General features: G+C 38.1%; 10 protein-coding genes. 1 reads left to right on the plus strand and 9 read right to left on the minus strand.

What is annotated here, in order from left to right; translation table 11 throughout:
• Positions 1-170: 170 nt before the first annotated feature.
• The 8 genes from B5D30_RS05300 to B5D30_RS05330 form a co-directional block, all read right to left on the minus strand.
• Positions 171-1,265, minus strand: coding sequence for a restriction endonuclease subunit S (locus tag B5D30_RS05300; protein ID WP_078806997.1), 1,095 nt, complete (start codon positions 1,263-1,265; stop codon positions 171-173).
• Between the two features lie 260 nt (positions 1,266-1,525).
• Positions 1,526-2,251 (minus strand): Abi family protein, encoded by a 726-nt coding sequence (locus B5D30_RS05305; RefSeq protein WP_078806998.1) that lies wholly within the window; start codon positions 2,249-2,251, stop codon positions 1,526-1,528.
• 91 nt (positions 2,252-2,342) lie between these two features.
• Positions 2,343-5,402, minus strand: a complete 3,060-nt coding sequence (locus B5D30_RS05310) for a type I restriction endonuclease subunit R (protein WP_078806999.1) — start codon at positions 5,400-5,402, stop codon at positions 2,343-2,345.
• 3 nt (positions 5,403-5,405) lie between these two features.
• A complete protein-coding gene (locus B5D30_RS05315; protein WP_159443216.1) occupies positions 5,406-5,990 on the minus strand; it encodes a restriction endonuclease subunit S in 585 nt (194 codons plus the stop codon).
• 152 nt (positions 5,991-6,142) lie between these two features.
• Positions 6,143-7,852, minus strand: a complete 1,710-nt coding sequence (gene cydD, locus B5D30_RS05320; protein WP_078807001.1) for a thiol reductant ABC exporter subunit CydD — start codon at positions 7,850-7,852, stop codon at positions 6,143-6,145.
• An 18-nt stretch (positions 7,853-7,870) separates the two neighbouring features.
• Entirely contained in the window at positions 7,871-8,008 is a 138-nt protein-coding gene (locus B5D30_RS13535; protein WP_159443217.1) for a hypothetical protein, read from the minus strand.
• Between the two features lie 34 nt (positions 8,009-8,042).
• Positions 8,043-9,053 carry a cytochrome d ubiquinol oxidase subunit II gene (cydB, locus tag B5D30_RS05325; RefSeq protein ID WP_078807002.1) on the minus strand — a complete coding sequence of 337 codons (1,011 nt, stop codon included), beginning with the start codon at positions 9,051-9,053 and terminating at the stop codon, positions 8,043-8,045.
• Positions 9,046-10,521: a cytochrome ubiquinol oxidase subunit I gene (locus tag B5D30_RS05330; protein ID WP_078807003.1), complete on the minus strand. Its 1,476-nt coding sequence runs from the start codon at positions 10,519-10,521 to the stop codon at positions 9,046-9,048. The genes cydB and B5D30_RS05330 overlap by 8 nt, the downstream gene beginning before the upstream one ends.
• Before the next feature lie 232 nt (positions 10,522-10,753).
• Between B5D30_RS05330 and B5D30_RS05335 the strand changes: the two genes are divergently transcribed.
• Positions 10,754-12,115, plus strand: a complete 1,362-nt coding sequence (locus tag B5D30_RS05335) for a citrate/2-methylcitrate synthase (protein ID WP_078807004.1) — start codon at positions 10,754-10,756, stop codon at positions 12,113-12,115.
• 151 nt (positions 12,116-12,266) lie between these two features.
• Here the strand turns inward: B5D30_RS05335 and B5D30_RS05340 are convergent, their stop codons facing one another.
• Complete coding sequence (locus tag B5D30_RS05340; RefSeq protein ID WP_078807005.1) at positions 12,267-13,391, minus strand: polysaccharide deacetylase family protein; 1,125 nt, start codon at positions 13,389-13,391, stop codon at positions 12,267-12,269.
• Position 13,392: the final 1 nt, after the last annotated feature.

A 13,392-nucleotide genomic window follows, 5' to 3' on the forward strand; every position in this document is an offset into this window, starting at 1 on the left:
AGACTTCAAAACGCACCATTTCGCTTTTATTTTTTCTAGCTACATGGTGCTGAAGTCTAGCAACTGCTCACAACAGCACTGGAAACTTACGTTTCCAGCAAGTAAATGCTGTGGTTCACTGTTGCAGACTTCAAAACGCACCATTACGCTTTTATTTATTTCTTGTTATTTTATACAAACATTTTTTTCAACAACGTTTTTTTGATTTCTTTTAGTGTATTTAGCTTACGCTGATGAAGGGTGGTGAGGTGGTCGATAGCGGCGAAGAATGTGCCGATTTGGGTTTGTTCTCCAATAGTAGGAAATAATATTTTATAATTCGCAAGTTGAGGTGATGTCAACTGTGGCACACCAGTAGATTCAACCAGCACTTTATGATTATTAATCGCATTTTCTAAAAAATCTACATCATTATCTGATTTAATTGCTAGTAAGCGAACAACAGGAGTAAAATTAACTTTTCTTGCTTTTGCATACCCTACATCTCCACGACCAGTAACTGTTACTGCTGGAGCTTCAATACGAAAATCACTATCATAATATCCGACAATACCATCATTTGTTAATGCGTTTGCTAAAACAGGATATTTTCCAACTTTTTTAAGTTTACTTTTATCAATATCTCCACCTGCAAAGATTACAACAGTATCTCCCAACCTACGCTGTTCCCAAGCGTCAGCATATCCCTCAAACCGAATTTCTGGAACACTTTCCTCTCCTTTCGGGAACATTTGAGAGAGAAATGTTTGTTTTGTTTCATAAAGTAATTCTAGCTTACGCTGATGAAGGGTGATGAGGTGGTCGAGGTGTTTGAAGAAATTGCCGATTTTGATTTGTTCTTCAAAAGTTGGAACTTGGACTTTAACTGCGTTAATAGCTGTTTTCGATAAACTTGGAACTCCTGTTGATTCATCTAATTGTTTCCAATTAATTCTTTGGAAAATATCATTAACAAAATATAAATCATAATCAGTTTTCGGGATTGAAAAGAACAAAGTATCTACAGTCCAAAATGGAGCTTTTAATAGATACGGTTTATCAATAGTGCCTTTACGTCCAACTCCGATAGCATCATCTTCATAAGATAATGCTTCATCAACACTAAGCATATAACCACCAGTTCCATAGACAGGAATATTTCCTTTATTTAAATGTTTGTAATCTCTACCAGAGCGAATATCTACAACCTCCCCCAACCTACGCTGTTCCCAAGCGTCAGTGAATCCGTCGAACCTTATTTCTGGTATATTTGTTATTTTATCCATTTATTTGCTCCTTTATTATACTTTTGAGTGTTTTATCAAGTCTGATGTTATTTTTTAACTTACTTTTTTCTGCCTCTTTAGCAATAATTTTCATATCCGTCACTCTTTACTCACTTTTTTAGCTTACTTTATTCACGATAAAGTTTCAATAAATAATTATCACAATATATTTTGTTTGACATTTCTTTTTTAACTGCTATAATTTAGCTATCAAATACTATTAAAGTATTAAAAAGCAAACATTTGTTTCTTTGACCCGCTTATGCGGGTTTTTCTTTTTTCATCTTATTAAAACGATTAGCATTTTTTATAATTTCTCCAAGCTCAACATCATTTGGTAATAGTTTTCTCAAAAGCTGTACCCGTCGCAATTTATTTTGGTGATTCGTTCGCTCATTTGTTGTCAAGTACACATTTAGTGGTGTAAGGTGAAACAAATTATTTCTTAAATTTTTCAATTCCTTTATCATTTTGAGATTATAACTTTTCGGACAAATTTTCTCCTGTGTGTCTTTATCCAAAATATCCAACAACTTCACTACGGTACCAAATGTAGACTTTGTCACATATACCCATGTCTCTTGAAAATCATAGTCTTTTCTTCCATTGCTAATTTCTTTATTCAAGATTCCTTTTACTTCTTCTTTCAATCCTAGTGTCAATTGTTCATATTCTATCATTTCACTTAGATAATATGCCAATTTAGAATTAATTTCTTTTTCTAGCTCTAAAATTTTTGAAATAACTTTCTTTGACACTCTTAAATCTAGCTCATAATATTCTTGCCATTCACTAAAGTTTTTTTCTTGATACTCATGTTTCTTTTCCGTAAAACTTCTCGCAAACTTCACTTTTCCACAACTTACAACATTGTAATAATTATGCAACAACAAATAATTTTGTGCAGAAGTTGAATCATAAAATAAAATCTTTTTATTTTCTTTAAGATACTCAAGTTGTTCTTCTAAACTTTTAAATACTTTCATCTTATTAAAGGTACCTTTCTTTTTTTCACACTTGAATCATAAAGGATGAAGTAATACGAAAAAGATATTCCTCCAACCTTTAAAAAGCCAATTATTCCCCTTTTTTTATCTCGTCTGCCATTTCATAAAAAGCCTTACGAAATTGAATACGGTAGCGAACCCAGTTTAAGTTTGCCACTTCTGGAGAGGCGATTGACGGATAGTCAGCTTTTGCGTTGTTCATCATATTGGTAAGCTCTCCTTGCTTATCCATATCTTCTTCTCCTAAGCGGTGTTTTTTCACAAGCTGTGCCAAGTCTTTTGGCATAATGCTGTTATCCAGCCCCCAAGTCCGAATGAAATGCGTGATTTGTTTGATATTGCTATCACTCTGTGCCTGTTCCATTGCTTGATTCATTGACTCAACATCTCTCGGTGCGGGGTAGCGATCAAACACAAATTCTTTTGTGAAAATCTTGGAAACAAACGTCCGCATTTTTGATTTTTCTTTTTCATTCTCACTTTTCGCAATTTCAATATGAATTTCTTCACGTGTACTGCTCGCTTTCTCCATTTCACCTGCATGAACTTCATCTGCCATTTTCGCAATCAGCTCAACCAAATAATCATAATTAATCGTTACATCATGAACATGCACCATTGATAAATTGACTTGAGAAATGTCAATATCCTCACGTTTTGCTCTACGTTCTTTCAACTCTCCTGCGATAACGGTCGTTAAAATGACTTCTTCTTCTTCGGTAATTCCAACGCTCTCATAAAAATCTTCAGGATTTTCATACCCAGAATTTTCAGGGTCTTTCTCATTGGTAGTGTATTGTTTTAACTGGCTAATTAAGCGATTATACTCCTTTAGCATATCAAACAATTTATCTTGGTCTTTTTCACTCCGTGGCAACTGTTGAAATTCATCGGTTAAATTTGATAACTTTTGCACTACATCTTTCATCTCCTGCTCAACCGCTTTAAATGGTTTGCTGATGATACCTGCCTCTTGATTTTCTTGTTTCAACACGTCAAGAGACTGCTGTTCTGCGGCAGATTCTCGATTGGAATACGTGGCAAATGCTTTGTTCATTTCATATTCATTTTGAGTTGGCCAGCGATAATTCACGACAATCCCAGACGGTTTAGCAATAAAATCGTGCATACGATTCGTACGTGAATAAGCTTGAATGAGATTGCCTCCTTTTAACGTGCGGTCAATATAGAGTGTATTCATCTCTGGAGCATCAAACCCAGTCAATAGTTGGTCAACGACAATCACCAAATCAAGATAATTCCCGTCATCTGCAGTTTTATTCAAACGTCTTGCAAGGTCGTCGGTATAATCTTTTACGCTTGTCATATCAAATGCCGTTTTAAACAGAGTATTATAGTGCTTGATTGCACGGTGAAGATTTTCATTCGTTTTCAACTGACGGACACTATTCGACGTATCGGCTGAAAAACTCACTGCAACTTTCAATCTCTCTTTTTTAGGACGTTTGGCATTTTCTTCTTGGAATTTATCAAAATATTCCATTGCCCGAGGTGTACTCGCCTTATTCCCACCGACATGAACGGTGAACAGAGCGTTATATTTTTTATCATTTGAACGCTTGTGCCAGTTGTCAAAAATATCTTTTACAACCAACTCGACGTGTTCAGGGCTAACGTCATACACACTTGCACGAATATTGTCGTCAATATCTTCTTCCGTTACATCTTTTGGCGGTTCAATCGTTTCTTTAAATTCCACATTAAAACCGAGAACATTCCTATCAGCAATCGCCTCTTTAATGGTGTACGCATGAAGTAATTCCCCAAAAATTTCTTTTGTCTCAGGAAATTTTGGCGTTCCCGTATACCCCACCCAAGCAGCATTTGGAATAGATTTCCGAATACTTTCAAGCATTCCTTCATTTTCAGCATTTCCGTCTCCAGTTGAACGGTGTGCCTCGTCTACGATAAAGAGAATATTTTTATTTATCGGCTGAAAACTCTCTCGTGATACATAGCGTGACATTTTTTGAATACTTGTCACAATAATATTTTTATCGCTTTTTTTCGTTAATTTTCTATGCAAATCAGAAATGTTTGCCGTATCACTTACGACACCCGTTTTTCCCTCAAAACTTGCGACAGGATCATAGGCTTGATACGCATCAGATGTTTGGTTGGTCAATGCAATTCTGTCAACAAGAAAAACAACTTTTTCCACATTTGAAAGCCGACTTGCAAGCCATGCCGTTTTAAAACTCGTAATCGTTTTGCCAGAGCCTGTTGTATGCCAAATATATCCTAATTTTCCGTCATCATAACAAAAATCAAATTTCTGCACTTTTTCCAGCACACGTTTTGTCGCATACACTTGATACGGTCGCATGACTTTAATACTCTCTTTATTTTTCGTTCCGTCAAGCACCATAAAGCGAGTCGCTAAATCATGAGCCATTGGGATAGAAAGCACTTTATCCGTAAACGTTTGCCACGAGCGAATCGGGTGAGCATTTTCTTCTTCTTGCCATTGAAAAGCAAATGCACGGTTAAAACTCTCCCTTGGCGTATTTGCCATATAGCGAATATCGTGAGGGGTCATGGCAATTAAAATTTGTAACGTAGAAAAAATACCACTATACTGCTTTTCTGCAATGTATTGCTCCATTTGATTCAATGATTCTGTCGTACTATGAAGTGCTTTTTTCAGCTCAATCTGAAGAATCGGCAACCCATTAATCAAGAGTGTAACGTCAAATCTTCGGTTTGGTTTTCCGTCTATAATTTTCGGTCGTTCAATTTGATTCACCACTTGATAAACAGTATTCCCAGCCCCAACTTGTGTTTGGTCAAAAATCATCAAAAACACGTGTTTCCCATTATCCAAGTCAACTTCTATTTCCGAAACTCCATTCACGCCATATAAAAATTGCCCTGCTTGGTAAGGGGTTTCGAGATTGGAAATGATTTTTTTCACTTGATTAAATTCCGTACGTGATAACTCTCCTTCAAGTCTCGCACGGTTATTTTGTTCAATAATTCTCTTAAAATTCTCCCACAACTGTTCTGTCGTTTTGATTTCTTCTACATATTCCCACTGTTTCACGTCACCAATTCTCGTCAAGTAATCAATGACTTCTCTTTCAAATTGTAATTCTGATTGATTTTTCATGTTCTATTCCTCCAAAAAATTCGCCATATTTTCTTCCAAAATTAAACTTGTCATTTGTTCTAAATGTTCTCCGTAATCTTTTAATTTTTTTTGAAGTTGCACGCTTTGGGCATAGGCTTTTGCAATGACACGTTGAGTTTCAAGTGGAAGAATCGGAATTTCCAGCTCTTCTAAAGATTTAATCGGAATCCTCTGAGACGCATTTGTTCCTTGCACTTCCCGCAATTTTTGTCTTTTCACTTCCGAATAAGAATTAAACAAATAAAGAAAATATCCTGAATCAAGAGAGACGTTCGTAAATCTCACTCGTATAAAATTATTGGTGAATATTTTCCCAACATTTTTTTGACTGACAATTGCCGCCAAATGAGTAGAAACATTAATCACCACATCACCAAGTTTTAACAAAAACTCTTTATTTTTCTCCTTTTGTTTCTCATTTGCAATAAGTTCTATCATAAAATAATCCTCTTGGAAAGCCTCTATGTCATAATAGTCGTTCAAAATCGTTGAACAGCGTGCTTCTATTTTTGATTTGCTTATTCCCGCTTCAACAGACACAAAATTTTTTAACTTCGCCTTTTTCAAAATCTCCCTCCTTATCTTTAGAGATAGGCTTATTTGTATTGAATTATATCAAACGTCCATTTAATAGTCAAATAAAAAAATGGAATATTTGTATATTCCATTTTTTTGTTTTTTGTGATGGGAAAACAAGCCCCAAGCTCGTTCACTCGTTTTTATCCTCTCAATTCCCCAATCAATGATCGGTAAACTTCATTTTCGCTCAGTAATTTTTCATGCGTGCCAAAGCCTGCGACTTTTCCGTTTTTTAGCACTAGAATGGCATCCATTTGTGGCATCCAGTGCAGACGGTGGGTGGCAAGAAAAACAAGGCGATTTTCAAAAAGCGGTAAAATGGCATTTTTGATTTCCATTTCGGTGGCAATATCTAAATGAGCCGTCGGCTCATCTAGTAATAAAATCCGTCGTTCCTCGCTTAAAAATGCACGTGCAAGAGCAATTCTTTGTGCCTGCCCGCCACTGACTTCTCTTGCTCCTTGACCAATTTGGGTGTTTAGCCCTTCTGGCAAACTTTCCAGAAACGAAGTCAAACCACTTAATTTGACCGCATGGACAATATCTTCCTCGCTCGCCTCAGGTGTGTAAAGTGTCAAATTCTCTCTCAACGTGCCAGAGAAAAGAAAACTCGCTTGAGGAATGAAACTAAGATTTTTCTGCCATGCTTGTTGCTTTAAATGCTGAAGTTTGGTGTCGTTTAGTGAAATTTCACCACTATTGGCAGTGAGAAAACCTGCTAACAGCTGAATGAGCGTTGATTTCCCCGCACCACTTGCACCGATAATCCCGATTTTTCCATACCCTTGCCATTGAAAATCAACCGTATCTATTGTAGGCAACTCCTCATAAGAGAAATTTAAGTTAGAGATAGACAAACTACTTTCTTCATTCCAACTTGAAAAAAATTCTTCCTCGCCAAGCAATGTTTCCTCTTGATTTAACACGTTTTGAATTTCCACAAATGCGTTTTTTCCGTTGAGTGTGGCGTGATAGTCTCCTGCAAAATCTCGGAGGGGCAAGAAATATTCTGGTGCTAAAATCAAACAAGTAAGTGCTGGAAAAAGTGTCAATTCTCCGTTTATTAGACGAATCCCGAGAAACGTTGCCACAATTGCCACGGAAAGTGTCGTGAAAAAATCAAGAGCAAAAGTGGAAAGTATCGCAATTCTAAGTGTTGCCATTGTGGACTTTCTAAAGCGTTCGCTCGTTTGATAAATAGCATTCGTGTAAGATTTTGACAAACCAAACAGTTTGAGTGTTTTTAAGCCACGAAGTGAGTCGATAAAATGATTGCTTAAAATTTGAAAATTTTTGTACTGCGAACTTGCTTTTGCCTGTGCCGCTTTTCCTAAAACAATCATGAAAACAATGATAATCGGAAACACAAGAAGTAAGCTAAGGGCGGACGTTTTATCCAAATAAAAGACAAAACCTAAAATAATCAGCGGAAAAATTGCCATATTTAACAATTTACTAAAGGTTAGCTGTATGTAGTTTTCCACTTCTGAAATGCCGTCAAGCACCATGGTTGTCGCATTTCCACTTCCTTGTTGTTGCACGAGAAAAGGATTTTCAAATAACTTTTGAACGAGACGCTCTCGCATGATTTTCGCCTGCTCATACGCATAAACATCAAGCATTTGCTCACGTACATAAGTGGCGATATGTCGCAATGTATAAAACAATAGAAACAACGCAATATTTTTCACCTGCGAAGAGAGTTTTTCCCCTTGCCATACGTGCGTAATTGCACTTGCTAAAAACCAACCTTGAAGTGCCACGAAAAACGCCTGCAATACTGCAAGTAAAGACAAACGCATGAGAATATTTTTGACATTTGGTAAACGAAACAATGTTTTTTCAATCATGCTTTTCTTCTCCTTTTTCTAGCTACATGGTGCTGAAGTCTGGCAACTGCTCACAACAGCACTGGAAACTACGTTTCCAGCAAGTAAATGCTGTGGCTCACTGTTGCAGACTTCAAAACGCACCATTACGCTTTTATATATTGAGCGAGCTGACAATTTGCCAGCTCGCTTTCTTATTCTTTATTACTACTTAATGCCCGATTCTTTCAGCGGTCACTCGTTTTCTGAAAATGTAGTATGTCCACACTGTATAAGCAAGAACAAATGGCAAGATTGTCACGCTAACAATCGTCATCATTTTCAACGTGTATTCTGAGCTTGAGGCATTTTGAATTAAAATGTCAAATTGCGAGTCTTTGGCAATCATAACACGTGGGAAAAGTCCTGCGAATAGCAAGGATACTAAGGCTACGAACGTCAAACCACTTGCCACAAAAGCTGCCGCCTCTTTTTCTTTTAACACACTCATATGTGCAACAACGCTCAAAATCACAATAACTGCAAGCAATCCTAACGTTGAAATCGGGTGTTTTTCTAAAAAGTCGGTAAAGATGATGAGCAAGACGGCAAACGCTACTTCTCCTGCGTAAAGAAGAAAATAGAGTTTTTTCGCAAATTCTTTTGCACGCTGACGAAGACTACCTTCTGTGCGAAGTGCCAAATAGTTCAATCCGTGCAAGTAGCAAAGCAAGGTTACCGCAACACCGCCAACGATTGAAAGCAAGTTGACATAATCAGTAAAACTTGCCGTGATGTCGCCTTTTTTATCCATTGGCATTCCTTGAATAACGCTTGTGAATACCATACCAAGCACAAATGGCACGATAAAACTTCCAAGGCTACACAATTTCCCCCAAAGCACTTTGTGCTTGTTGTCTGGATGAACCGCACGAAACTCAAAGCTCACGCCACGAATAATTAAACCTGCTAAAATCAGGAACATCAAAAGATAGTAGCCACTAAAAAGTGAAGCATACCAATAAGGCATACTGGCAAACATTGCCCCACCTGCCGTTAAAAGCCAAACTTCATTTCCGTCCCAGACAGGACCGATTGTTGCGATTGCTTGGTCGACTTCGTCCTCATCTTTTGCAAGTGTAGTCAAACTCATTCCCACACCAAAGTCAAATCCCTCGAGGAAGAAGAAACCACTAAATAAAACTGCAATTAAAATAAACCATAATAATTGTAAACTACTCATGAGAAAATGCCTCCTTTTCAAATGGATCGACAGACGTTTCCTCTTTTTTCTCAAACAAAGCACTTGGACCTTGGTGCAATACTTTGCGAACAAGCTGAATCATGATGCCACCAAGCGTTGCAAAAAGTAAGAAATAAACGACGTTACTAATCAAGAGACTTGCCGATGAAACGTTTGGCGAAATCGCATCTCTCGTTTTAATCAATCCATAAACCGCCCAAGGTTGACGACCAAGTTCTGTAATGAGCCAACCTGCTGTATTGGCGATAAACGGCACAAAGAGTGTCAAGCCTGTCACGTATAGCCAGAATTTTTTCTCAAACATAAAGGTGAATTTCTTCCCTGTTCCCAAAATGCCAAGCACGCCTACAAGTAAGAATAACATTCCTGCTGCTGCCATAATTCTAAAATTCCAGAACAACGCCGTTACCATTGGATAGTAATTGTCCTCACCATATTTTTCAACTAATTTTTTATTGACCGTATTCATTCCTTGCACGGCACCTGTCGGTTTGTGATAACTTAAAACAGAAAGCACGTAAGGAATTTCAATTCCCCACACTTTTTTATGCTCTTTTTCGTTGAAAAATCCGATTGCCGTCCATTGTGCATTGTCTTTTGAGTTTTCATAGTCGCTAAATTTTTCACCATTATTTAACGGTTGCCCTACGTCCTCGTAATCGCCCTCCATTGCGGCGAATTTCATTGGTTGGTCATCGTCATTCATCAATGCACGCATTTGCAAGTCTCCTGAGCCTAGGCTGAGAAGAGTACCGATTGTGAGAATGATAAATCCGATACGCATAGATTTTTTGAAAAAATCGACTTCATTTTTGCGTAAAAGTTGCCACGCACTCATTCCCGCAAGGAGCATTCCGCCCATGATAATAGCTGCTGCAATGACGTGTGCGTACTCGTACCACGCTTGTGTATTGGCAATCAATGCACCAAAACTTTTCAATTGCGGATGTCCGTCTACCATTTTGTAGATAACCCCTTCTTTTGCGGGGTGTTGCATAAAGGCATTGGCAATCAAAATCCAAAGAGCTGAGAGCATTGAACCTACGGTTACTAGGCAAATAAAGAGCCAATGCACTCCTTTAGACATTTTGTCCCACGTAAACATCCAAAGTCCGAGGAAAGTGGACTCCATAAAGAATGCGAGCAAAGCCTCAACTGCAAGTGGTGCTCCGAAAATATCCCCTACAAACCGAGAATAATCGCTCCAGTTCATCCCAAATTGAAATTCTTGAATAATACCTGTAACCACTCCAACCGCAAAACTCAAAAGCATAATCTTGCCCCAGAATTTCGCTTGAAGTTTCCATTTCTCATCTCCAGTTTTGACATAACAACCTTCTAAAATTGCCACAACTAAACTCATTCCAATCGAAAACGGAACGAAAAAGAAGTGGAAAACAGTTGTCATCGCAAATTGGAAACGTGCGAGTGTTTCGATGTCGAACATTGTTCTACCTCCTAATATTTTTTGTGTTTCCGCATAAAACCTTACCTCTTATTATAACGTTTCATGTTAGTAGTTGTAAAAAAAATGAATTAAAAATTTTTACCGCTTTATTTTTTTTGGAAAATTCTTTACAATGTAAGTAAGGTTTATAAACTATTTTGCTGATGTAACGGATAAAACACGTGTATGCCTAGTCATATTCTTACGTGTTTTGTAACGAAGGGAGGATTACATGAAAAAATCACCATTTAAAATTCAAGAGAATGTGCAACGTTTGAGCGAGGTTTGTTTGAAAAATAGCAAGATTGATAACGTGCATTATTCCGAGTATGATGTAAAAAAAGGACTTCGTGACCTTGACGGTCGTGGAGTGCTGGCAGGTTTGACCAATATTTCGATGATTCAAAGTCAGAAAATGATTGACGGAAAATTGACTGCCTGCGAAGGTGTTTTGCAGTATCGTGGGATTGATATTAAAGAATTAGTTGCAGGTTTCCAAAAAGGGCAGTATTTTGGTTTTGAAGAAATCACCTATCTATTGCTTTTTGGCGAGCTACCAACAAAAGTACAATTAAAAGAATTTCGCCAATTACTTGCTGACAAACGCACCTTGCCGAAAAACTACGTGCGAGACGTTATCATGAAATCTCCTAGCAAGGACATCATGAATCAATTGAGTCGTAGCGTTTTAACGCTCGCAAGTTATGACCCAAACGTCAGTGATTTGTCGATTGAAAACGTGCTAAATCAATCTTTGTTGTTGATTAGTGTCTTTCCGCTTTTAGCTGTCTATTCTTATCAGGCGTATGCACATTCAAAATTAAGGAAAAGTCTCTACATTCACAACCCAGACCCAAAACTTTCTACGGCGGAAAATATTTTGCGTCTGTTACGTCCAGATAAGAAATTTACTGAAATTGAAGCACAAATTTTAGACTTGGCTCTTGTTTTGCATATGGAGCATGGTGGGGGGAATAACTCGACATTTACCAATCACGTAGTAACGAGTAGTGGCACGGACACTTATGCGACTGTTGCGGCATCTCTTTCCAGCCTAAAAGGTTCTAAGCATGGTGGAGCGAATATCAAAGTGACCGAGATGATGCGTGACATCAAAGAAAATGTTGAGGATATTTGCGATGAACAACAACTTTCGGAATACCTTGCCAAAATTCTTCGCAAAGAAGCTTTTGACAAAAAAGGGTTGATTTACGGAATGGGGCATGCTGTTTATTCGATTAGCGACCCACGTGCCGATTTATTCCGCACATTTGTAGGGAAATTAGCTGATGACAAGGGATTGCATGACGAATTTGAGTTTTACGCCAAAATCGAGCGACTTGCTCCGAAAGTGATTGCCAGCGAGCGAAATATTTACAAAGGTGTAAGTGCCAATGTCGATTTTTACTCTGGCTTTGTCTATCATATGCTCGGGCTACCTGACGAACTTTATACGCCAATTTTTGCGATTGCTCGTATCGTCGGCTGGAGTGCTCACCGCATAGAAGAATTAATCAACATGAACAAAATTATCCGCCCTGCTTATGAAAGCGTCTTGGGTGATAGAAATTACGTTGAAATTGAGGAACGCTAGTGTCGTCGTTTTTCAAAAAAAACTCGCATAATATTCGTTTCACACGAGTATTATGCGAGTTAAGGGTGCCTATAAAAACTCACGCTTATCCAAAACTGCTAATTTGGGCTTAATCGGAGTTTTTATAGGCACCCTTATTTTTCTCTAAAAATCACTTTTCCCCAATCATCGCCAAGAATGTTTCTTTACTTGCTCCCGGGGAAACACGGACACGTGTCAACTCAAGCAAACCGTCTGAGCTTGCACCAAATCCGTATGTTGTCGTAACTGCCATTTTGTAGCCAACTTTTTTGGCAATTTCAACCGTTGTCTCATCATAATGTCCCGCAGGATAACAAAGAGTCGTAACGGGTCTATGAATTTCCTCTGTCAACAGTTTTTTCGACTCACTCATTTGTCGCTCTTGTTCGGCAGGCTCCAATGCGTTTAAGTCAATATGATTGAGCGTGTGGTCTTCTAGCTGAACAAAACCTGAATTGACCAATTCTGCACGTTGCTCTTTCGTTACTTTGTTGTCAGGATATTCTGGCTGAGTAATAATGTTCATCGTTGCTTGCAATCCTAATTTTTTCAACGTAGGAAATGCGTTTGTGTAGACATCTGTATAGCCGTCATCAAGTGTCACCCAAATAATCTTCTTGCTCGGCACTTTATTGGTCGTCAAGACCAAATACGCCTCCTCTGGTGTTAGCGTGTAGTAGCCTTTTTCTTTCAACCCTTGCATATGTGCATCAAATTCTTCTTTTGGCACATAAAGAGAATCCTCGCCTTGGCTAATGTGATGATACATCAAAATCGGGAATAGAGCTGGCTCGCTCAATTTTTCCCAAGTTTTCGTCAAATCATCCGTCAAACTTTCTTCTTCCACCCAACCAATTTCTTGGTTTTCTAGTGAAGCAAGATAATATTTTTTGTTATTTAATGTAGCTTGTTTCGTTAGATTTACTTCGTAGCCATAATAGGCAGATGTTGTGTAATTTTTTGCACTTGTCAAATCTTCGTCATAAATTGCCACATCACGCTTGCCAATCGTTTTGTTCGTTGGCTGAAAAGGCTGTTCTGCTGGTTTTTCATCATTGTTCTTCACCGCAGGCTTTTGTTCGCTCGTCTTTGGAATGGTGTTCTCTTTCGTGTCAAAAAACGATGTTTTCGCCCAATATCCCCCGCCTAGTGCCAATGCCAGCACGATAAGCGTCAGAAAAATAGAACCTAAATGTTTCTTTTTCGACTCTTTTTTTCTTCTTTCTCTTCTAGTACCTCGCCGTTGTTCGTTCATT

The sequence above is a fragment of the Pilibacter termitis genome (assembly GCF_900167335.1).
Classification (GTDB): Bacteria; Bacillota; Bacilli; order Lactobacillales; family Streptococcaceae; genus Pilibacter; species Pilibacter termitis.